We start from the raw sequence: 20404 nt of genomic DNA, 5'->3' as shown, positions 1-20404 counted from the left end.
TCACCTCTTCAAGTGGTACCATTCAATTTCCCTATCGAGCTTGCCCTTTTGGATTATCTCCTTCATGTTCTTGGCTATTGCTTTCACATCGTTCACTGTAAGGTCTCTTCCACCGATTCCAACGATGTAGTTCTTCATTATTGGCTTTGCATCAGTGTTGTAGAGGACACCCTTAGCCTCGTTGAAGAGAATTCCCTCTTGCCCAAAGGAGAAGTTCCTATCGAGAACTGCTATTCCTTCAACGTTCTTTGCCAATTCGTAGAGCTCTTCCTTCGGGAACGGTCTGAACCATCTAACCTTGGCTGCTCCGACCTTATAGCCCTCTTTCCTCAGGAGGTCAACTGCCTCTTTTACGGTTCCCATAAGAGACCCCATTCCCATGAAGACTATCTCAGCGTCGTCGGTCTTGTAGAGCTCTATCATCTGACTGTAATCCCTTCCAAATCTCTCGCCGTATTCCTTTCCAACCTCTTTGATTACCTTCTTTGCCTCTTCCATTGCCTTGGCTATCTTGTACCTAAACTCATAATAGTCAGCTGGAGTTCCTAAGGCACCAACTGAGAATGGGTTTTCAAAGTCAGTAAGTGTGTATAATGGCTTCCTCGGTGGGAGGAACTCATCTATCTCTTCCTGCTCTGGCATGTCAACTACATCGTAAGTGTGACTGAGGATGAAGGCACTCTCAACTACCATTACAGGAAGGTTGACCTTCTCATGTTCCCCAATCTTGAATGCCATCAATACTCCATCATAAACCTCTTGGTTGTTTTCGGCGTAGAATTGAAGCCATCCTGTGTCTCTCTGAGCTAAGGAATCAGTTTGATCATCCCAAACGCTCCATGGAGGAGCCATAGCTCTGTTAACATCGACCATGACAATTGGGAGTCTTGCTCCAGCCGCCCAGTGGAGCATCTCGTGCATTAAAGCTAAACCTTGGGCTGAAGTAGCGGTAAAAGCCCTAGCACCTGTCGCTGAAGCCCCTATACAGGCAGCCATTGCAGAGTGCTCACTCTCAACGGGCACATATTGAAGGTTTTCAACTTCCCCATTAGCAATGAACTCGGCTATTTTCTCAATAATTGAGGTTTGAGGTGTGATAGGATAAGCGGCTACAACCTCAACTCTAGCATGTTTAGCAGCATAAGCAGCTGCATAATTACCACTCACAACTTTTTTTGGCATTTTACCACCTCACTTCTCTTCTCTTACCATGCTTATTGCCTTTGTTGGGCACTCGTTTGCACAGATTCCGCAACCCTTGCAGTAGTCATAATCTACCGCAGTGTATCCGTCTTCCTTGATGTATATTGCTGGCTCCGGACAGAACTTCCAGCAGATGTAGCACTTTATGCACTTGCTCTCGTCGATAACTGGCATGAAAGTTCTCCAATCGCCTGTGAAGTTTGATAGTGTCGTCCCTAGTGTTATTGGAGCTTCCGGATACTCATCAACGGACTTAAATACCATTTTTTCAGCTTTTGCCTTCTTCTCCCCGAATAAAGTATTCAAGACGTTTCACCCCTAAATGGATTTTAAAGGAAGGAAAAATTAAAGCTCGTAAACAACAGTCTTCTCAAAGGCTTCCCTTGCAGCCTTGGCGTTCTTTTTGCCAAGCTCTCCGGAGAAAGTATCCTTGATAGCCTCTTCCACGCTTTCTATCTTAACTATCCCAGTTGCTTTTGCAACAGCACCGAGAATTGAGGTATTTGTAATTGGCAGGCCAAGAATTTCAAGGGCTATTGTTGTAGCGTCAACGAGTGCCAGTTTGGCTGGCTTCTTCTTGAGCTTCTCGAGGACTTCCTCCTTGGTTTTCTCGGTGTTTACAATTACCATTCCTCCCTCTTTAAGACCGGCCGTAACGTCAACCGTATCCAAGAGAGAGGGATCAAGGACAACTACAACATCTGGCTCATAAATCTGGGTCTTGATTCTAATTGGCTTGTCGTCAATTCTTGTGAAAGCTGTAACTGGAGCACCTCTTCTTTCAACACCAAAGAACGGGAACGCTTGGACGTACTTGCCCTCTAAGAAAGCTGCCTCGGCTAGAATGTTTGCGGCTGTAACTGCACCTTGTCCACCTCTACCGTGAAAACGAATCTCTATCATCGTCTCTTCCTCCCAAGTTTTGTCGGTATTATTTCACCTAGTGCATTTATTTAGTTTTCGGTATGGCAAGAAACCTCTTTCGGCATCTGTCTTTGAGTAAAAGTGAACAAATAGTATGTTCAATGGATAATATGATACACCAGCAGACACAAAAAATACCTTTACGTATGTAAAACATGGAACTAGGAAAGCACAAGAGTTAATTTTTTTAAGCTCTCCTCCACTATATAGACTATATAGATGGTGAAGGCAATGGAGGCAATAGTAATAGCGGCAATTGCAATTACATTCTACATAGCATGGAACATAGGAGCCAACGATAGCGCAAATGCAATGGGAACTGCAGTAGGGGCTGGATTGCTAAGCTTCCATCAGGCAACATTAACCATAGCAATATTCGTCATGCTTGGGGCTTACCTGAAGGGTTACAAGGTCATGAAAACAATAGGCAAAGGTATTGTTCCTCCAGAGTGCCTCACACTCAAAATTGCCATAATAGCCCTCCTTGCGGCTGGTATTTGGGTCACTATAGCAACTATAAAAGGGCTCCCCGTGTCCACCACCCAAGCCATAGTTGGAGGGGTTGTGGGGTTGGAATAGCGGTAAATGCTCCGATAAAATGGGAGACTCTATTGAAAATAGCCGGAGCCTGGGTGTTTTCCCCTATTTTAGCGGGTTTATTTGCCCTGATACTCTTTAGGTTTTATGGAAGGATAATAAACAGCATTAAAAGCTTGGGGAGAATTGAGTTTCTTTACAAGTGGCTTGCTGTTCTCGGAGGATCCTACATGGCATTTAACTTTGGGGCAAATGAGGTGGCAAATGCAACGGGTCTTCTCGTTGGGGCAGGCTTCTTTAGTCCAAAAACTGCTGGGATGTTCGGGGCGTTAAGTCTAGCCTTGGGTTCTTTAACGTTCAGCTACGCCGTAATGTACACGGTGGGTAAAAAGATTACATCCCTCGGCCCCATCTCGGCTTTTTCAGCCCAATTCGGCTCAGCTATAGCGGTTAGCTTGGCGAACATGTTTGGGCTCCCAGTTAGCTCAAGCCAGGCTATAGTGGGAGGAGTTGTTGGGGTAGGACTTGCGGCAGGAAGGGGAGTAGAGAAGAAAGTTATATGGGAGATAGCGTTTGGATGGATCGCTACACCAACAGTTAGCATAGCCTTAGCCCTCGGAATCTTCAAGCTTTTCCAATTCTCAGGATTAATTTAAAAAAGAAAATTACCCTCTTCTCCTAAATCTTAGCTTTGCCGTGAGGATTTTTTCTGTTGTGAAAAACCTTGCGGTTACAAAGAGCGTCAGTACTGATATAGCTCCTAAATAGATTGCACTGGCATACATTGTGGAATATTCTCCCATAAGCATTGCCCTAGAAGCCAATATCGGGTGGCTGAAGGGGATTGCTAGCAAAAGATACTTGATTGCCAAAGGCAAAGTTTCTATGTCTGCAAACATGAGTATGAACGTAGGAAATGCCAGCGGCATTATTCCCGCACTTACTACGGTGTTTGCGCTCTTTGTGTCCTCTGCAAAAACAGCAAGCAGCATCGCGAAGCTCAAGGCGAATATCATCGCTAGGAACATTATAAGAACAAAAAGTGCCGCCCCTTGTGGAGTAACCGTCAGTCCAAGGTCTTCAAGGGAAATCCCAACTTGGGCTGAAGAAGTCAAGCTCCCGAGATAGTTTCTCATACCTATCATATAGGCTATTGCCGCTATTATGCCTATTACAGCCGTTCCTACCATTTTTCCAGCCACAATAGTTATCCTTTTCACGGGCAGAGTTAGGAGGGTTTCGAGAGTTTTGTTCTCCTTTTCCATAGCCATGCTCCCGGCTGACATTTGAGCAACCAATATTATCATTATGAATATTACGATAGGCATAGAAAAAGACTGAGATGCTATAATGTTCGCTACCAACGAGGGTGGAACGGCAACAATGCGCCCCTTAATTACGGTGAAGCTTTTTGCGTCTATTGGTCTTAGAATAGCCTCCGGGTCACCTTCTATGTTCTGCTGTATCTTTAGCTTCGCGAGATACTCGTTGAGAACTGTCAGCACAGCGTTTATTCTACCTTCGCTTACCGCTTCCCTCATGCCTCCACTTATCCCCTTGATTATGCCGTACACCTCAACTTGAGCTTTTTGGTTGTTTTCTATAGCCTTTGAAAAGTTCTTCGGAATTATTACAATCATGTTGTAGTTTTTCTCTTGAGCTTTCCTGATAGCTTCATCAATGCTCAAGGCATCTATCTTGGTTAAAGTCACATTGGGGGCAGTTTCTAAAGCTTTGATCAGCAGATCGCCGTATTGACCTTCATCAAGGTTCACCAATACAACTTTAGTTTCCTCTTGAGCCTGTTCAAAACCTACCTGCATCATCTGTCCCAAGGCGGGATATATGATTAGAGGAACTATTATTATGCCAAAGATGAGCCCCTTGTCCCTCAGAAGGTCTTTGAGTTCTTTCATTACAAGTATCCAGAAGTCGCTCATTCAAACACCTCCACCGCCCGTTTGGATTATGGACATAAAGACCTCTTCGAGGTTTTCCGCTTCGTATTTTTCCTTCAGCTCTTTTGGGGTTCCGATCTCAACTATCACACCACGGTTTATCAGAGCAACCCTATCACAGAGAAACTCTACCTCAAGCATGTTGTGACTCGAGACTAGAAATGTTATCCCCTCCTCTCTTGCAAAGCTCTTTATCGTCTGCCTTATGGAGTATGCGTTTATTATGTCCAGCCCGCTTGCCGGCTCATCCAGAATGGCAAGCTTAGGCTCAACCATCAAAGCCCTCGCAAGCAAAAGCTTTCTCGTCATACCCTTTGAGTACGTGGAAATTTTGTCGTTCAGCCTATCTCCAAGACCACTAAGCTTTATACCAAGCTTAAGCATCTCTTCATGGCTCTTTCCCGTTTTAGCATAGAGCTTTGCCATGAACTGGAGGTACTCAATCCCCTTGAGGTTCTTATAAGCCCCGGCTTCCTCCGGAAGGTAGCTTATGAGCTTCCTTACTTCATCCCCCTCTTTAACTACATCGTGGCCAAAAACTTCAGCCCTTCCTCCCGTTGGAGTTAATAAAGTTGCTAGAATCTTGAGCGTTGTGCTCTTTCCAGCGCCGTTGGGGCCAATGAGACCGAAGATTTCTCCCTCTTTAATCTCGAAGCTTATTCCTTTGAGAGCTTTGACTTTTCCGTAGTCCTTCTCAAGGTTTTCTACGAGAACTGCCTTCATTTCAATCCCCCCAGTTTGTAAAGAATTATGCCCAGAGTCGCAAGTGCCGCCCCGAAAATGACTATCCCCTTCAGCCCGGCATAGCCTCCAACGAAAGCTATTCCAAGCCCGCTCGCCACTCCAAGCCACCCATTAAGTTGGCGGGCGTTTTTGAATGGGTAGCCGAGAGCAACGAAGAGAGAGCCCGCCATCACGAGCCCGACTTCGAGTGTGAGAAAGAACGGGTTAATAGCTTCGCAGACTTCTCCACCCGGAAGCACCGTGCATGCGGCCCTATCCATGGGAGGTCTCAAAATTGCAAGTATTAATCCAAGGGCATAGAGCACTCCGCCTGCAACCTTTTCACCTATCCTCATTTTTCCCACCCTCGTAGATGAAAATATCTTCAATCTTAACGTTAAAAAACCTCGCTATCTTAAAGGCTAACCTTAAAGATGGGTCGTATTTTCCCCTTTCGATTGCTATTATCGTCTGCCTCGTGACGCCAAGGGCTTTGGCAAGCTCCTCTTGCGTTAGTCCTCTCTCTTCCCTGAGCTCGCGGAGACGGTTCTTCATGCTCACATCCTCCTAGCGTAATAATGCCTTAGAATGAAATGTAGGAAAAGCATTCCAGCAAGTGTGAGTCCTATGGCAGCAAAAGCCCCCGCAAACTTCGGATCACTCAGCTTTCCTGTGAGAGCTATCATAGCGATAGCCAAAGTTACTTCTACAATTTGAATAGTTCTTACTGCGGCAATTTCGCTTATCCTTTTTGTACGCTCGTCCTCGAAGACATGACCTCTCCTTTCAAGGATTGAATAATAACTGTGAATGAAAAACGCTCCTAAGACAAAAACCGCCACGGATACTTCAACTTTTCCCTCTGGGAGTGCCCAACCCATTATCCATCCCATTGCCATAACACCAACTAGTGGTGGAAGATGGACAAGCTTGCTCATCCTCCTCACCATGTAAAGTTTCCTTTACGTAAAGTTTCCTTTACATCCTTATAAACCTTTTCTCCACACACCTGTTCCCAACTTCAATATTTCAAAGCCTTCCTACTTTTTAAGCCAGTAATAGAGCCTTGCAGCTAGAATAGAGTATACAAAGAGTTGAACCACAACAAAAAAGTATCCACTGAGGATTTCAAACTCCTTTGTCCCATAACTGCTCGCTAACTTCCATACGGAGAATGCCGTTATTATCGGAAAGGAAATCTCAAAGGTTAAAGTTAAAACTTCCATTTCCTTAATTCTCTCATCTTCGCTCCTTTCAATTCCTGCAAGTTTCATTCCCAAATATATGGAACAAAACGCCAGAATCACAGATATCGCAGCTTTATCGGGATTTTTAGATTTTATAAAGTGAACCGTGAGAATTACAAATAAAATCATGAAGACAAAAGCAGATATCCAAACACCCCAGCGCTTAACCTCCATGCAATCACCAGATGATTCTCAAAATTAGAAAAAGCAGAAAGGATCAAGGTCTTTGAAGTCTCTCCTTTATCATTGAAATCCTTCTTAGCTTGGACTTTACAGCGAGTTTGCTGTGATCAATAACAATAAATTCTCCGATGCTCTTAACGGCTTTCATCGGTATGAGGAGAAGGCCTTCATGATCGGTAACAAACTCACTCGTGTCTAGGTCTTCATCCGGCTCAGCAACAATCACCAAAATTTCTCCGGTTTCCTCATCAAAACTCAGATCGTAAAGCCATCCGAGTCTTACTCCAGTGTCAGTTATAAGTTCCATATCCCTAAGCTTTGATGCCTTGATTTTCACCATCTTAGTCCCCTCCAATTTTTGCCTACATAAAAAATCGCCTTTTTTCTATAAAATCTTTTCTGAAAATGAAAGATCAAAGGGTGAAGTAATCAACCTCCTTACGTTTTCCTCCGGTAGCTTTCCTGCTCTCCTCAAATTGCTTGTAATAATCGAGCATATACCTTGTTATACTCGGCTTAATTTTTTTCATTGCCTCTTCAAAGTCCCTCTTTGAAACACGGAGCTTCTCAAGGAACTCTTCAGCTTGTTCTTCTATTAGCTCCTTAGGAGTTCTGGAAACAGCCCTTCTAAGGGCGATCAAGGCTGCTTCTCTAACCAATGCAGCTAAATCTGCACCGCTGTATCCTTCGGTTTTCTTTGCGAGCTCTTCTAAGCTAACATCACTTGCAAGAGGAACCCTCCTTGTGTGAACCTTGAGAATCTCAAGCCTTGCCTCTTCATCCGGAGCTGGAACAAGGATGAGCCTATCAAAGCGCCCCGGCCTGAGTAAAGCCGGATCAAGAATGTCAGGCCTGTTTGTGGCAGCAATAACCACAACACCACTGTTCTCCTCAATCCCGTCCATCTCCGTGAGCAGCTGGTTAATAAGCCTATCAGTAACTCTGTTAATGTCGCTTCCCCTCATTGGGGCTATTGCGTCAATCTCGTCAATGAACACCACCGTAGGAGCGGCTTGTCTTGCCTTTCTAAAAATTTCTCTAACCCTTTTTTCGCTCTCTCCAACCCATTTGCTAAGCACTTCTGGCCCTCTGATGCCAATGAAGTTGGCCTCACTTTCGTTAGCGACGGCTTTAGCTAATAAAGTCTTACCAGTTCCTGGGGGACCATAGAGGAGGATTCCCTTCGGTGGGGTAATGCCAAGCCTCTGGAAGGCCTTAGGATACTTGAGGGGCCACTCCACTGCTTCCCTCAGTTCCTGCTTAACGTTCTCAAGACCTCCAATGTCTTCCCACCTAACGTTGGGAACCTCTATGAGGACTTCCCTTAAAGCCGAAGGTTCAATCATCTTCAATGCCTCATAGAAATCATTCTTTGTGACCTTAAGTTCCTGGAGCACCTCCGGTGGGATCCTTTCTTCCTCAGGGTTTATCTTCCCTTCTGTTATTAGCCTCCTCAGGACAACCATTGCGGCTTCTCTCGCTAATGCTGCCAAGTCAGCACCAACGAAGCCATGAGTCTTCTCAGCAAGCTCCTCAAGGAGAAGGTCAATCAAACGATGCCTAACTTCTTTGTATATCTCGCCGTCCTCTTTTAGAATCTCCTTGATCTCGTTTTCGTCCTTTGCTCCCTCAACTTTCTTAATAATTTCATCGAGCTTTGCCTTCTCGAAAGAGGATTTCCTTTTCAGCTCATTTAACACCCTCAAGACACTCTTCTTATCATAATCTGGCTCAAGGGGCATTCCTCTTGTGTGGATTTGGAGTATTTCCTTTCTTCCCTGCTTGTCTGGAACNCCAACNTCAATCTCCCTATCAAACCTACCAGGCCTTCTAAGGGCAGGATCTAAAGCATCGGGTCTGTTAGTAGCGGCTATTACTATGACCTTGCCCCTGCTCTTCAAGCCGTCCATCAAGGTTAAAAGCTGAGAAACAACTCTCTTCTCAACTTCGCCTGTAACTTCTTCTCTCTTTGGAGCTATTGCGTCAACCTCGTCAATGAAGATTATGCTCGGAGCGTTTTCCTCTGCCTCCTTAAAGATCTCCCTTAGCCTCTCTTCGCTTTCTCCGTAGTATTTGCTCATGATTTCTGGACCATTAATCGCTATAAAATGAGCATTAGCCTCATTGGCAACAGCCTTAGCCAACAAAGTCTTACCAGTACCAGGAGGGCCATAGAGCAAAACACCCTTAGGCGGCTCAATGCCAAGTCTCTCAAATAGCTCCGGATGCTTAAGAGGAAGCTCTACCATTTCTCTAATCTTTTGGATGGCTTCTTTAAGGCCTCCAATGTCCTCATAGGTAACTTCAGGTACTTTTTCCTCTTTAACCTCTACCGCCTGTGGAAGAACTTCTATTTCGGTGTTGTAGGTTATCTGAACGATCCCTTTTGGATTAGTGTTCACAACGATGAACTTAAGCTCGCCAAATCCCAAAGGAAGGCTCTCAAAGAAGCCCCTAAACAGCTCATCAAATGGGGAGCCGGTATAGAATTCTGTCTCCCTTCCACTTGCCACGATTAGGTCTCCTTTAACTACTGGCCTTCCGAGGAGGTTTCTTTTAACGAGCTCACCCGGAATCTGGAGATAGACCCCCTTTTGTGCCGGCGCCAAAACGACCCTCTTTGCTTCTTGAACCTCCGCTTTCCTTACCGTGACGTAATCCCCTATGCTAACTCCCGCATTTCTCCTAATATAGCCGTCCATTCTTATTATGTCAAGGCCTCTATCGTCAGGATGAGCATTTTCAACTATTGCTGCGGTTTTCCTCTCTCCTTCCAGCTCCACTATATCTCCGGGTTCAACACCAAGCTGCTTTTGATACTTTCTATCAAACCTAACTATCCCCCTACCAACATCTCGCTTTAACGCTTCAGCAACCCTCAATTTTATTTCTTCTTTGGTTTCTTCCTTCCCAAAAATCATTTTTTATCACCCTTTTTCTTTTTATGAATTTCAATCGCTTCTTCCAGGGTCAAATTTCCCTTAGCCACTTCTCTCGCAAGCTTCGACGAGATTGTTATTTTACCATTACTCAATTCTCGGCTCCGGGTTTTTATATACTCAATTTCACCCTTTGTAGGTTCACCAGCATGGATGAGCTCCCCCAATTTAACCTCTCTTCCATCTCTTAAAGCTATGTTTATCGAGGCAACTATATCCTGCACCTGAGAGATTTCTATCCCACCAACCTTTGGGGTTGTGCCCCTCTCATTCACGAGTATAATTGGAAAATCCTCACCAAGCACTGAAGCGAGGCTTTTAAGCATTAATATTCGATGTCTTTTTGCCCCATGTCCTATCTTAATCTTTGCCTTGGGATACTTCTCCAAAAGCTCTAAGATCGTGCCAACGTCCTTAGGATTTTTGAGATGATAGACCTCAATTACCCGGTTGTCTGCAACAACGGCCACTCCCGGCCTCTCCCCGGGATCTATGGCAATGTATATGTTCTTAAACCTTTTTCTCCCTTCAAGCCTCGCCAGCAGTTCGTCTATGAAGTTCTCATTTACAACCGCTATCTTGACCGGGAAATTTATTTTATCGTACTCCTCCAAGCTCGTCAGAACGACCTCAACATCAAAGGGGATCCTATCTGTAAGCTTAAGGCTGTAAAAAGGGATTTTATACTCACGTAAGACCTTTGTTGCAAGGTAGTACACCCTCGCATTTTCAGTAACAACCGCAACCCTCATGATTGATAAATCACGTGAGGACATTAAAAACATTAAGGAAAACACAAAAAAGCAGGAAAACTGGTTGAATTTGGAAACAAAGCTGTAAAACTTGAAAAATTTTTTGATAAAGTTTATAAACCTTGGCTGCAGAGATAAGAATGCCCCTAGAGGGGGCGGAGGTGATAAACATGCAACCTCCCAAGAAAAAGAAAGTCGAGGATTATGAAGAGGAAGAGGAGCTCTTCGAAGAGGAAGAATGGGAAGAAGATTGGGATGAGGACTGGGATGAAGAAGAATGGGAAGAGGAAGACTGGGAGGAAGATTTTGAAGAGGAGTGGGACGAAGACTGGGACGAGGAAGAAGAGTGGTAACCCTCTCATCCAACAATTTTATTAATCCTTTTCTCCTTCTTTATCCGGGTGATAAAATGGCATTTTTGAAGGTTGTTCCTCTTGAGGAAGCACTAAAAATCATTAACTCCCTACCGCTCAAGCCGAAAATTGAAGAAGTTGCCCTGGAAGAAGCTCTTGGAAGGGTTCTTGCGGAAGATATACACTCCCCCATAGATGTTCCGCCCTTTGATAGGGCAACGGTAGATGGATACGCGGTTAGGAGTCAAGACACCTGGAACGCGAGTGAGAGCAATCCGGTAGTTCTTAAGGTAATTGGAGAAATTCATGCCGGGGAAGAGCCCCAAATTGAGCTCGGCGAAGGAGAAGCCGCATACATCTCAACCGGAGCGGTGTTACCAAAAGGAGCCGATGCTGTAATAGAGTTCGAGATAGTGGAAAGAAAAGGAGACGAGGTAATAATCACCAAGCCTACGTATCCCCAAGCGGGTGTAATGAAAGCGGGGACAGATATTCCAAAGGGAACTCTTCTTTTAAAGAAGGGGACAAAACTTGGCTTCAAGGAAACTGCCCTTCTCTCTGCCGTAGGGATAAGCAAGGTGAAGGTCTTTGCAAAACCCAAAGTTGCAGTGATCAGCACAGGGAATGAGGTCATCTTACCCGGAGAAGACCTCAAACGGGGAAAAATTTACGATATTAACGGAAGGGCTGTAAGCGATGCCGTTAGAGAACTTGGAGGCGAAGCATACTTCCTCGGAATAGCAAGGGACAATGAGGAGAGCTTGAAAGAGAAAATACTTGAGGGGCTTAAGTATGACATAGTAATCCTCTCTGGCGGAGCAAGTGGAGGGACGAGGGACTTAACGGCATCAATAATAGAAGAGCTTGGGGAGATAAAAGTGCATGGAATAGCCATACAGCCCGGCAAACCAACAATAATCGGGGTTATAGATGGAAAACCTATTTTTGGACTTCCGGGATATCCAACTTCTTGTCTAACGAACTTCACCCTTCTCGTTGCCCCACTGATTAGGAAGCTCCTAGGCGGAGAGTTTGAAACCCAAAGAATCAAAAAGAAGTTGGCCCATAAGGTGTTTTCCGTCAAAGGTAGAAGACAGTTTTTACCGGTTAAGCTAGAAGGAGAAATCGCAAAACCGATCTTAAAAGGCAGTGGAGCGGTCACAAGCTTTATAGAAGCAGATGGGTTTGTTGATATTCCAGAAAACGTTGAGATACTCGAGGAAGGGGAGGAGGTAGAGGTTATCCTGTTCCGCTTTTAATTTCCAAATAACTTTTAAATGATCTCCTCATTATTAGGGTAGGTGAAAAGGATGCTCGATATAAAGCTCATCCGTGAAAACCCGGATCTGGTAAAGGGTGACCTAATAAAGCGTGGAGAATTAGAAAAGCTCAAATGGATAGACGAGATTCTTGAACTCGATGAAAAGTGGAGAGAAAACTTAAAGAAAATTAATCTCCTCAGAAGAGAAAGAAACAGGCTTGCTGTGGAGATAGGCAAGAGAAAAAAGGCAGGAGAGCCTGTGGAAGAGCTTTTAGCAAAGAGCAACGAAATAGTGAGACAAATTGAGGAAATCGAGAAAGAAAATAGGGAAATCAAAGAAAAAATCGACTATTATCTCTGGCGCCTTCCCAATATAACCCACGAAAGCGTCCCCATAGGAAAGGACGATACAGAGAATGTTCCAATAAAATTCTGGGGCAAGGCAAGGGTATGGAAAGGTCACTTAGAGAGCTTTCTAGAGCAGAGCCAAGGAAAGATGGAGTATGAAGTGATTGAGTGGAAACCACAGCTTCATGCTGATCTTTTACCTAAACTTGGAGGAGCGGACTTTGAAAGGGCCGCAAAGGTAAGCGGTTCAAGGTTCTTCTACCTCCTAAACGAAATCGTCATCCTTGACCTTGCATTGATAAGGTTTGCCCTCGACAAGCTCATTGAAAAAGGATTTATCCCTGTAATACCGCCGTACATGGTCAGAAGATACGTGGAAGAAGGAGTTACCAGCTTTGATGACTTTGAAAACGTGATCTACAAAGTAGAGGGAGAAGACCTCTACCTAATACCAACCTCAGAGCATCCACTTGCTGGTCTTCACGCAAACGAGATTCTTGATGGGAACGATTTACCTCTCCTCTACGCTGGGGTAAGCCCATGTTTCAGGAAAGAGGCAGGAACTGCTGGAAAAGACACTAAGGGAATTTTTAGGGTACACCAGTTCCATAAAGTTGAGCAGTTCGTATATTCAAGGCCAGAAGAAAGCTGGGAATGGCACGAAAAGCTCCTCCAGAATGCGGAAGAAATCTTTCAAGCCCTTGAGATTCCATACAGAGTTGTCAACATATGTACCGGAGACTTAGGCTACGTTGCGGCAAAGAAGTATGACATTGAAGCGTGGATGAGTGCACAAGGAAAGTTCAGAGAGGTTGTAAGCTGTTCAAACTGTACAGAATGGCAAGCGAGGAGGCTAAACATAAGGTTTAGGGACAAGCCAAACGAAAAGCCGCGCTTCGTTCACACACTCAACTCAACGGCAATAGCTACATCAAGGGCTATAGTGGCAATAATAGAGAACTTCCAAGAGGAAGATGGAACAGTAAAGATACCAAAGGTTCTCTGGCCCTACACAGGGTTTAAAGAGATAGTTCCGGTAGAGAAAAAGGAGAAGTGCTGCAAAGGTTAATCTCTGCTTTGGCTTTCCTTTAACAATTTCATTCTCTCTTTTACATCAACTTCGCCTTCAAAGCTATCCAGCTCAAGGTTCATGGCTTTGAGAACCTTAAATTGAAGAACCGAGCCACGTTTGCTTACCCTTACCACGGTTGTGGCAGCAAGAAGCAAATGGCTTTTGAATTATTAAAGCCAAGTTTTGAAATTGTAAGGGGATTGAAGAGGTTTCTTTAAAAATCCGAAGAGATAATGAGTGGAGAATGGAGAAGGCATCAGTGTGATGCATTGGCATCTTTCTTTTTCCTCCGTTCTTTCTTCTCTCTCAAATAAGGGTACCTCATTATATGCCCACATTCCAAGCATTTTATAACAACGTGAGGCATTCTTTTCTGTCTTAACCTAACCCGAGCATTAACGCCGGGGACAAGAAAGGAATGACACCTCTTACAGTACCTCCTTTTCCATTTCCTCGGCATTCTAACCTTGGCCTTTTGTTGTACCGCCAAGGCTACCTCAACGTACCGATTTGCCAGTTCTTTGTAATAGGGAAAGACTCTCTCAGCTAGGCTAAAGAGGATATCTATTCTTTCGAGGGCTATCCTTTTCTTTTCCCTCTGTTCCCTGCGCTTTATGAACTTTTTTGACATTTTTCCACTACTCCGGCTTTATCATCTTTAACCTACCTATGAACGGCTCATAAAGGTATCCATCTGCAATAAGGCGTTCTATGACCTCCTCTGCATAGGAAGGCTTGAATCCATACTCCACCAGTGCCTTGTAAAACTCCTCCCTGCTAACAGTGCCATCTATTGAAGTAGCCTCCAAATCCATAAAGACTCTCAAAGCCATTACCAAGCGTTTGTTTCTAAAGTCCCGCTCGATGTATTTCTCATAAATCTCCAACACCTTCAACATCTCTCTTTCTGAGATTTCGTTTATCCACATGTCCACTATCTCTTGGTTCATATTTATAACGGCGCTTATGATGTGGGTGTTTACCTCGCCTTCAAATCGTGCCATTGAGCCGAGGAGGCGGAGGCTTAGGAGGTACCTCGTGTTTGTTTCGAATATCATCCCCTTAAGCCTTAAAGCATCGAATTTTTCCCCATATTCCCGAACATTTCTAAAGATCCATCTTTCAAATCTTTCTCTAAACTTCTCTATCATTTTATCAGAAGGGTTAAGCGAGGGTATTTTTTCTTTTTCCAGAAATATTGTGGCTAGGAGATTGGGGATAAGTTGCTCCAGCTCCCGGTTTTTCTCCCACCCTATGGGTTCATTCACAATAAAAGGCGTTTCGGAAGTGTAAGCCAAAGGATCCTCTGGAGAAATCCGTTTGTACACTTTTGGGGTCAGAAATACTGCTTGCTTTTTCTCAAAATATCCTCTAGCCCACTCTGCAACTGGAATTTCTTTTTTGAGTAGACTTTTGGTCGAAGGGGAATAGTACCTACCCCCTTCAAAGAAGAAGGGAAAGTCAAGATCAAGATTATCATCTACAAAGGATTTTGCTTTTCCTTTTTTCAAGATAAGCTCTTCAGGAAAAAGATTGATTAAGTATTTCGAGGCTTCCCAAAGAGATTTTACAATTTTGAGGTCATTTTTGAGGGCAGAAAACGTCACGCCCTCTCCCCAGAATCTTCCACTACCAACTACCGAAGGAGAGGCAAAGAGAGAATAAAGAATAGCCTGCCTGAGCTCGTAATTGGCATTGATTGTCCCCTCTATGAGATTCTCCAGCTCTTCCTTTTTAAGGGCAAGCTCCTTATACTGAAGCCAGTAATTCTCAACACTGGCTTTTTCCAGAGAGATAATATGTATAAGGCGCATGTTTCCGAAGGGATACGCATCCATAATTCCTTCAATTTTAACGTACTCCCCACTTTTCAGTTCTGCATTTATCCTGCTCTTTTCGGTTATCTTTATAGCCACGTAGGGTCTAATATCGCTCTTTGAGAGCTCACTTGGAGAGAGGGGAGAGAGAAGATAGTATACACCATCTTTCGGCACATTTGGAGGCGGTCTTAGGATCAAGAACCCCTCTACCTCTATAGGTTCCCCATTTTTATAGGATTGAATAACCCTCTGAAAGTCCCTAGCCCTCTTTGACGGGCTTATTGCCAATCTCTCAACACTTCTAAGCAATGCGTAGATCATCAGAGGAAATTCAACCGTAAACTTTATAAAGCCTGTGCTGAGAGTTAGTATCGGTACGGCGGTCATAGCGGCGGGGTCACACCCGGACTCGTTTCGACCCCGGAAGTTAAGCCCGCCAGCGATCCCGGGTGTACTGCCCTCCGAGAGGGGGCGGGAAACCGGGGACGCCGCCGGCCACCTAACAAACTTTTCTGAGAGTTCTCAAGAACAGATGAAACAAATTAGAAACACGGTGTTGCTTTTTGGAAAAATTGTAAAAATTAAAAAGAAGTCACTCTTCTCTTTCACAAAGCTCAAGTAGAACTCCACCAACACTCTTGGGGTGTACAAAAGCTATCTTAGCGCCGCCTGCTCCTATTCTAGGCTTTTCATCAATGAGTCTGAACCCCTTTTCTTTGAGCTTCTCTAGGTGCTCCTCAATGTTGTCAACGCCGAGAGCAATGTGGTGTATGCCTTCCCCTCTCTTCTCAATGAACTTCGCTATTGGTGAGTCCTCTGCAGTTGCCTCTAAGAGCTCAATCCTCGTTTCACCGGCGTGGAAAATAGCCGTCCTAACTTTTTGATCCGGAACTTCCTCAATCTCCTCAACCTTTAACCCGAGATTTTCCCAAATCTTAATAGCTTCCTCAAGGTTCCTAACGGCAATTCCAATATGGTCAACTTTCTTTATCATACTTTCACCCCCAAAGCTTTCTCTAAAACAAGATCAGCAGCAGAATAAGGATCAATCTCTCTGTTGGCAATCTTCTCTATGAGCTGAGATATCTCATTATCCCCCATCATTTCCCCAATTTTCCTTGCGATAGTGCTTGAAACAATTGCTTTGATCTCTTCCTCCACTCTGAATTTTATTTTCTTTTCGATTTCTCCACTCTCCAACAAAAAGTCCCTGTGTTTGTTGATGGCTTCCCAAAGCTGATCAATCCCTTTATTGGTAAAAGCAACGGTGGAAACTATTGGCGGTCTCCAGCCCCTTTTCTCCCATTTCCCCTTTTCAAGATCGAGCATCAGCTCAAGTTCGAATATTGTAGCCTCCGCGCCTTCTTTATCAGCTTTGTTGACCACAAAGATATCCGCTATCTCCATAAGGCCCGCTTTTATGGCTTGAATGTCATCTCCTAGGCCTGGAACGGTGACTAAAACTACCGTATCGGCGGTTTTTACAATATCCACCTCAATCTGCCCCACACCAACGGTTTCTACAAAAATGACATCACAGCCGTAGGCATCAAGTATTTTTATAGCATCGTTGGTTGCCTTTGCCAATCCCCCGAGAGAACCCCTTGTTGCCATGCTCCTTATAAATACACCCGGGTCTGTGGAGTGCCTCTGCATTCTTATCCTATCTCCAAGAAGAGCCCCTCCAGTGAACGGAGATGTAGGGTCTATGGCTATAACCCCCACTATTTTCCCTTCGTCCCTGGCTTTTTTTATGAGCTTATCAACTAGAGTTGACTTTCCAGAGCCAGGGGGGCCGGTTATTCCAACGATATAGGCGTTTCCGGTGTATGGATACACCTTCTTGACTATTTCCCTTGCTTTTTCTTCATCGTTTTCTACTAAAGTTATCAGCCTTGCAGTTGCCCTCTTATCTCCTTTAAGCATTCTCTCAATTAGCTCGTCTATCATATTTATCACTTGGATTAATTATCCAAAAAAGAAAATATAAACCTTAGCTTTCTCCCCTGAACTTCTTGAGCTTTGGAACGTTCTCATCGATGAACTTGATGATCTCTTCAATTGGGCTTCCAGGGCCGAAAACCCTTGCAACGCCCATTTTTTCAAGCTCTTGGGCATCGTCAGGGGGTATTATCCCGCCAGCAAGCACGAGTATATCTTCATTCGGTTTTATGCCTTTCTCCTCAAGAAGCCTGAGAATCTTTGGGATGAGAACCATGTGTGCTCCGGAAAGAATGCTCAACCCAAGAACATCTATATCCTCTTGTATGACGCTTTCTACTATCTGCTCGGGCGTTTGTCTTATTCCAGTATAGATGACCTCAAAACCCGCATCCCTAAGTGCTCTAGCTATAACCTTTGCCCCTCTATCGTGACCATCCAGTCCCGGCTTTGCTATTAGAACCCTAACCTTAGAACGCTCGACCATATTCACCACCGACTTTCATTAGAGTGAAATAGTATTTAAAGGTTGTCAAACCTAAAGGTTGAGGTTTACATTGGATATTTTATCCAAAAAAGTGCAAGGCTTTTAAATTTTTAAGCAGATGAGATACGGGAGCTAAGATGATGGACCTCCACACCCATACAAGGTTTTCTGATGGAATCGGCTACATAAGAGACAATATTGCCGAGGCTGAGAAGAAAGGATTGAAGATTGTTGGAATCAGCGATCACGTGCATTTCTTTACTCCCCATCTGCTCAACTCATACCTTTCCCTTATAGATCAAGCCAAAAAAGAAAGCGAGATAACTGTTCTGGCTGGAATAGAGGCCAATATTCTCCCGGAAGGGGTTGATATAAACGACGACTTTAGAAAAAAGCTTGACTATGTAATAGCCTCCGTTCACCTTTACTTCGATCTAGGGAGGTATGATGAATATCTCGAACTCATAAAACTCGCCCTTCAGGATGAAAACATCGATATAATAGGACACTTTGGGAATGTCTTTCCCTATGTAGGATATCCTTCGATTGATGAATATAAAGAGATAGTCGAGCTGGCAGAAGAGCATGGGAAGGCTTTTGAGATAAGCTCCCGATACAGAGTGCCGGAGTTAGACTTCATAAAGCTGTGCATCCAGAAGGGAGTAAAACTAACCTTCGCAAGCGATGCCCATCAGCCGAGAGATGTTGGAAACATAAGCTGGAGCTTAAAAGCGTTCAAAAAAGCCGGAGGCAAAAAAGAGGATTTACTCTTTTCAGAGCTCTTATGATCAGTTAAGCCTGTCACAGAAACCTTAAATATTTTTCCCCGCAATAGTATCTATAAGGTGAGGGAATCATGAAAGCTAGGTTTCTTCTTATAGTACTCATTGTAATAACTCTCAGTTCTGCCTGTATTCAAAGCACCGAACAAGCAACTACTCAACAGACTATAACTTCCCACTCTCCATTAATTGAGTCTAATTCCACTCAACCAGAAGACAATGATGGGTTAACCTTTGAAGAAGAACAAAAATATGGGACAGACCCCTTTAATCCAGATACAGATGGGGACAGAATAAACGATGGAGAGGAGGTCAATAAATATAAAACAAATCCTCTCAAATTCGATTCAGATGGGGATGGACTATCAGATTGGGAAGAAATTTTTAGTTATAACACAAACCCTCTGGAACCCGATACCGACAAGGATAGTATAATTGACGGGGAGGAAGCCAACCTTTACCAAACAAACCCACTATCAAAAGACACAGACAAAGACAGCCTCACAGACTTTGAGGAGTTATTCACGTACAACACAAGCCCCACAAGAAAAGATACTGATAACGATGGTCTTTATGATGGAGAAGAACTACAATTAGGAACTAATCCGCTTAAGGAAGACACTGACAGGGACAGACTTTGGGATGGAGAAGAGCTCATAAAGTATTTCACAGATTCTCTAAATCCCGATTCTGATAATGATGGACTATTAGACGGAGAAGAAGTGATAGATTTTCTCACGAACCCCTTAGAGAAAGATACAGACAAAGATTATTTACCAGATGGATATGAGATAGAAATCGGAACCGACCCCACCTATGATTGGAGAACTTACTATAACTCAGAAGCATTCAAAGCAGGACTGAGTAAACTCCTTAGAAGCAAGATAAGCCCCCTTTCAGAACAATTCACAGAATACAATAACACACTAGAAAAAGTTTGGGCAATTCTTGAATGGATTGACAACACTATACAATACAACGATACAAAGGCCAATTATGTCGATATATTGGTAACTAATTGGAGCACTTTATCGGATTACCAACGAGAACTTTATGACAACCTGACAAAATTACAAGCGGCTAATGATACTATATACTACAAAAGCGGAATTTGTGGTGACTATGCAATCCTTACGGCGAGCTTACTTCTAGAGTCAAATATAACTCCTATCTATATGCTTGACATTACTTTTAAAGATAAGAAACCAAGTCATGCGGCAGTAGCTGTAAAGATTGGTAGCGAATACTTCGTTATAGACCAGCACATTCCTCCAATTCATATAGGGAGTTATTATTGGAAATGGGTAGATGATGATATGGAGATTTCAAACATAACCTTTTACGCAATTAGGCTTAATGAAAATGGAGAACCAATAATCTACTCAAACTGGACATGGGCGGAGAATCAAATAAAAGAGAAAACATACTACATGAACGAAAAAGATATCGAGATAATTACTGAAATTGTAAAACAAAAATTTTTGGAAATATATCCAGGATACACAGAAGACGACAGATTGAAGAAACTTGCTGAAAAAGACCTAGAAGCTATAAAAACAACCAACCAGACTTCCAATGCATTCCTACCCTATGGATTTACAAAAGGATTGGTATTATGGTGGCACAGTGAATATTTAGGACTATACTATCACCCCCAAATAGCAAGAATTCTTCTGGAAAGATATTGGCCAATTCCAGGTTTCTTTAGAGATGACTGGAAGGATGTTATTGAGCTATGTGACAAGTTTTATCTTGTTGTAGATTTCGATGAAAACAATAAACTAATTATTCGGGACTCTAGCGGAGATACATATGAAATCCCAAGAATAATCATGGTACTAGAAATCGCTAATTAACCTCCAACTTTATTTTTT

22 protein-coding genes, 1 rRNA gene and 1 pseudogene are annotated in these 20404 nt (G+C 43.6%); 7 read left to right on the top strand and 17 right to left on the bottom strand.

The window, feature by feature from the left end:
• From porA to OCC_RS09310, 3 genes are read right to left on the bottom strand one after another with little or no spacing between them, the layout of a single operon-like run.
• Entirely contained in the window at window positions 1-1182 is a 1182-nt protein-coding gene (gene porA / locus OCC_RS09320) for a 2-ketoisovalerate ferredoxin oxidoreductase subunit alpha (protein ID WP_004067083.1), read from the bottom strand.
• 9 nt (window positions 1183-1191) lie between these two features.
• On the bottom strand, window positions 1192-1509 hold the full coding sequence (locus tag OCC_RS09315; RefSeq protein ID WP_004067085.1) for a 3-methyl-2-oxobutanoate dehydrogenase subunit delta: 318 nt from the start codon (window positions 1507-1509) through the stop codon (window positions 1192-1194).
• 39 nt (window positions 1510-1548) lie between these two features.
• The gene (locus OCC_RS09310) at window positions 1549-2106 is read right to left on the bottom strand and encodes a pyruvate/ketoisovalerate ferredoxin oxidoreductase subunit gamma (RefSeq protein WP_004067087.1); all 558 of its coding nucleotides are present in this window, start codon (window positions 2104-2106) and stop codon (window positions 1549-1551) included.
• Window positions 2107-2358: 252 nt separating this feature from the next.
• On the opposite strand from OCC_RS09310, the pseudogene OCC_RS09305 reads away from it, so the two are divergent.
• Window positions 2359-3320 (top strand): annotated as a pseudogene (locus tag OCC_RS09305) (anion permease).
• Between the two features lie 9 nt (window positions 3321-3329).
• On the opposite strand, the gene OCC_RS09300 reads toward OCC_RS09305, so the two are convergent.
• The 9 genes from OCC_RS09300 to OCC_RS09260 form a co-directional block, all read right to left on the bottom strand.
• The gene (locus OCC_RS09300; RefSeq protein ID WP_004067089.1) at window positions 3330-4604 is read right to left on the bottom strand and encodes an ABC transporter permease; all 1275 of its coding nucleotides are present in this window, start codon (window positions 4602-4604) and stop codon (window positions 3330-3332) included.
• On the bottom strand, window positions 4605-5345 hold the full coding sequence (locus OCC_RS09295) for an ABC transporter ATP-binding protein (protein ID WP_004067092.1): 741 nt from the start codon (window positions 5343-5345) through the stop codon (window positions 4605-4607).
• Window positions 5342-5701, bottom strand: a complete 360-nt coding sequence (locus tag OCC_RS09290; protein WP_004067094.1) for a hypothetical protein — start codon at window positions 5699-5701, stop codon at window positions 5342-5344. Before OCC_RS09290 ends, OCC_RS09295 begins: the two co-directional genes overlap by 4 nt.
• Window positions 5688-5900 (bottom strand): helix-turn-helix transcriptional regulator, encoded by a 213-nt coding sequence (locus OCC_RS09285; RefSeq protein WP_004067095.1) that lies wholly within the window; start codon window positions 5898-5900, stop codon window positions 5688-5690. Before OCC_RS09285 ends, OCC_RS09290 begins: the two co-directional genes overlap by 14 nt.
• Window positions 5901-5902: 2 nt before the next feature.
• A complete protein-coding gene (locus OCC_RS09280; RefSeq protein WP_004067098.1) occupies window positions 5903-6283 on the bottom strand; it encodes a DUF2178 domain-containing protein in 381 nt (126 codons plus the stop codon).
• Between the two features lie 102 nt (window positions 6284-6385).
• Window positions 6386-6766, bottom strand: coding sequence for a hypothetical protein (locus tag OCC_RS09275; protein ID WP_004067099.1), 381 nt, complete (start codon window positions 6764-6766; stop codon window positions 6386-6388).
• 43 nt (window positions 6767-6809) lie between these two features.
• Window positions 6810-7115: a PRC-barrel domain-containing protein gene (locus OCC_RS09270; RefSeq protein WP_004067100.1), complete on the bottom strand. Its 306-nt coding sequence runs from the start codon at window positions 7113-7115 to the stop codon at window positions 6810-6812.
• Between the two features lie 73 nt (window positions 7116-7188).
• The gene (locus tag OCC_RS09265) at window positions 7189-9696 is read right to left on the bottom strand and encodes a CDC48 family AAA ATPase (protein ID WP_020953777.1); all 2508 of its coding nucleotides are present in this window, start codon (window positions 9694-9696) and stop codon (window positions 7189-7191) included.
• Window positions 9693-10466: a RuvC family protein gene (locus tag OCC_RS09260; RefSeq protein WP_020953776.1), complete on the bottom strand. Its 774-nt coding sequence runs from the start codon at window positions 10464-10466 to the stop codon at window positions 9693-9695. Before OCC_RS09260 ends, OCC_RS09265 begins: the two co-directional genes overlap by 4 nt.
• Window positions 10467-10636: 170 nt before the next feature.
• Here OCC_RS09260 and OCC_RS09255 point away from each other — a divergent pair, with 170 nt between their 5' ends.
• Genes OCC_RS09255 through serS form a run of 3 tightly spaced genes read left to right on the top strand, consistent with a single transcriptional unit; the run spans window position 10637 to window position 13497 of the window.
• The gene (locus tag OCC_RS09255; protein ID WP_004068111.1) at window positions 10637-10819 is read left to right on the top strand and encodes a hypothetical protein; all 183 of its coding nucleotides are present in this window, start codon (window positions 10637-10639) and stop codon (window positions 10817-10819) included.
• A 56-nt stretch (window positions 10820-10875) separates the two neighbouring features.
• Entirely contained in the window at window positions 10876-12078 is a 1203-nt protein-coding gene (locus tag OCC_RS09250) for a molybdenum cofactor synthesis domain-containing protein (RefSeq protein ID WP_004068110.1), read from the top strand.
• 51 nt (window positions 12079-12129) lie between these two features.
• On the top strand, window positions 12130-13497 hold the full coding sequence (gene serS / locus OCC_RS09245) for a serine--tRNA ligase (protein ID WP_004068109.1): 1368 nt from the start codon (window positions 12130-12132) through the stop codon (window positions 13495-13497).
• 259 nt (window positions 13498-13756) lie between these two features.
• Here the strand turns inward: serS and OCC_RS09240 are convergent, their stop codons facing one another.
• A complete protein-coding gene (locus OCC_RS09240; RefSeq protein WP_004068107.1) occupies window positions 13757-14131 on the bottom strand; it encodes a ribonuclease P protein component 4 in 375 nt (124 codons plus the stop codon).
• A gap of 7 nt (window positions 14132-14138) precedes the next feature.
• The gene (locus OCC_RS09235) at window positions 14139-15641 is read right to left on the bottom strand and encodes a hypothetical protein (RefSeq protein ID WP_048874639.1); all 1503 of its coding nucleotides are present in this window, start codon (window positions 15639-15641) and stop codon (window positions 14139-14141) included.
• Between the two features lie 54 nt (window positions 15642-15695).
• Here OCC_RS09235 and rrf point away from each other — a divergent pair.
• Window positions 15696-15817: ribosomal RNA gene (gene rrf / locus OCC_RS09230) — 5S ribosomal RNA — on the top strand.
• A gap of 95 nt (window positions 15818-15912) precedes the next feature.
• On the opposite strand, the gene mce is transcribed toward rrf, so the two are convergent.
• From mce to OCC_RS09215, 3 genes are read right to left on the bottom strand one after another with little or no spacing between them, the layout of a single operon-like run.
• Window positions 15913-16314, bottom strand: coding sequence for a methylmalonyl-CoA epimerase (gene mce, locus OCC_RS09225; RefSeq protein ID WP_004068105.1), 402 nt, complete (start codon window positions 16312-16314; stop codon window positions 15913-15915).
• A complete protein-coding gene (gene meaB, locus OCC_RS09220) occupies window positions 16311-17270 on the bottom strand; it encodes a methylmalonyl Co-A mutase-associated GTPase MeaB (protein WP_004068104.1) in 960 nt (319 codons plus the stop codon). Before meaB ends, mce begins: the two co-directional genes overlap by 4 nt.
• Window positions 17271-17313: 43 nt before the next feature.
• Window positions 17314-17748 carry a cobalamin B12-binding domain-containing protein gene (locus OCC_RS09215; protein WP_004068103.1) on the bottom strand — a complete coding sequence of 145 codons (435 nt, stop codon included), beginning with the start codon at window positions 17746-17748 and terminating at the stop codon, window positions 17314-17316.
• Window positions 17749-17888: 140 nt separating this feature from the next.
• On the opposite strand from OCC_RS09215, the gene OCC_RS09210 reads away from it, so the two are divergent.
• Both OCC_RS09210 and OCC_RS09205 read left to right on the top strand, forming a co-directional pair.
• Window positions 17889-18536, top strand: a complete 648-nt coding sequence (locus tag OCC_RS09210) for a PHP domain-containing protein (RefSeq protein WP_004068102.1) — start codon at window positions 17889-17891, stop codon at window positions 18534-18536.
• 68 nt (window positions 18537-18604) lie between these two features.
• Window positions 18605-20386: a transglutaminase-like domain-containing protein gene (locus OCC_RS09205; protein ID WP_004068101.1), complete on the top strand. Its 1782-nt coding sequence runs from the start codon at window positions 18605-18607 to the stop codon at window positions 20384-20386.
• Window positions 20387-20404 lie beyond the last annotated feature (18 nt).

It is taken from the genome of Thermococcus litoralis DSM 5473 (assembly GCF_000246985.2).
Taxonomy (GTDB): domain Archaea; phylum Methanobacteriota_B; class Thermococci; order Thermococcales; family Thermococcaceae; genus Thermococcus_A; species Thermococcus_A litoralis.
The sequence above is the reverse complement of the archived record's forward strand: the minus strand, read 5'-3'. Positions and strand labels throughout refer to the sequence as shown.

Excerpts from the sequence above, each read along its gene's own strand:
- porA (WP_004067083.1), bottom strand. The coding sequence starts at position 1,182 with ATGCCAAAAAAAGTTGTGAGTGGTAATTATGCAGCTGCTTATGCTGCT.
- OCC_RS09310 (WP_004067087.1), bottom strand. The coding sequence starts at position 2,106 with ATGATAGAGATTCGTTTTCACGGTAGAGGTGGACAAGGTGCAGTTACA.
- OCC_RS09300 (WP_004067089.1), bottom strand. The coding sequence starts at position 4,604 with ATGAGCGACTTCTGGATACTTGTAATGAAAGAACTCAAAGACCTTCTG.
- OCC_RS09295 (WP_004067092.1), bottom strand. The coding sequence starts at position 5,345 with ATGAAGGCAGTTCTCGTAGAAAACCTTGAGAAGGACTACGGAAAAGTC.
- OCC_RS09290 (WP_004067094.1), bottom strand. The coding sequence starts at position 5,701 with ATGAGGATAGGTGAAAAGGTTGCAGGCGGAGTGCTCTATGCCCTTGGA.
- OCC_RS09285 (WP_004067095.1), bottom strand. The coding sequence starts at position 5,900 with ATGAAGAACCGTCTCCGCGAGCTCAGGGAAGAGAGAGGACTAACGCAA.
- OCC_RS09280 (WP_004067098.1), bottom strand. The coding sequence starts at position 6,283 with ATGAGCAAGCTTGTCCATCTTCCACCACTAGTTGGTGTTATGGCAATG.
- OCC_RS09275 (WP_004067099.1), bottom strand. The coding sequence starts at position 6,766 with ATGGAGGTTAAGCGCTGGGGTGTTTGGATATCTGCTTTTGTCTTCATG.
- OCC_RS09270 (WP_004067100.1), bottom strand. The coding sequence starts at position 7,115 with ATGGTGAAAATCAAGGCATCAAAGCTTAGGGATATGGAACTTATAACT.
- OCC_RS09260 (WP_020953776.1), bottom strand. The coding sequence starts at position 10,466 with ATGAGGGTTGCGGTTGTTACTGAAAATGCGAGGGTGTACTACCTTGCA.
- OCC_RS09255 (WP_004068111.1), top strand. The coding sequence starts at position 10,637 with ATGCAACCTCCCAAGAAAAAGAAAGTCGAGGATTATGAAGAGGAAGAG.
- OCC_RS09250 (WP_004068110.1), top strand. The coding sequence starts at position 10,876 with ATGGCATTTTTGAAGGTTGTTCCTCTTGAGGAAGCACTAAAAATCATT.
- serS (WP_004068109.1), top strand. The coding sequence starts at position 12,130 with ATGCTCGATATAAAGCTCATCCGTGAAAACCCGGATCTGGTAAAGGGT.
- OCC_RS09240 (WP_004068107.1), bottom strand. The coding sequence starts at position 14,131 with ATGTCAAAAAAGTTCATAAAGCGCAGGGAACAGAGGGAAAAGAAAAGG.
- OCC_RS09235 (WP_048874639.1), bottom strand. The coding sequence starts at position 15,641 with ATGATCTACGCATTGCTTAGAAGTGTTGAGAGATTGGCAATAAGCCCG.
- mce (WP_004068105.1), bottom strand. The coding sequence starts at position 16,314 with ATGATAAAGAAAGTTGACCATATTGGAATTGCCGTTAGGAACCTTGAG.
- meaB (WP_004068104.1), bottom strand. The coding sequence starts at position 17,270 with ATGATAGACGAGCTAATTGAGAGAATGCTTAAAGGAGATAAGAGGGCA.
- OCC_RS09215 (WP_004068103.1), bottom strand. The coding sequence starts at position 17,748 with ATGGTCGAGCGTTCTAAGGTTAGGGTTCTAATAGCAAAGCCGGGACTG.
- OCC_RS09210 (WP_004068102.1), top strand. The coding sequence starts at position 17,889 with ATGGACCTCCACACCCATACAAGGTTTTCTGATGGAATCGGCTACATA.
- OCC_RS09205 (WP_004068101.1), top strand. The coding sequence starts at position 18,605 with ATGAAAGCTAGGTTTCTTCTTATAGTACTCATTGTAATAACTCTCAGT.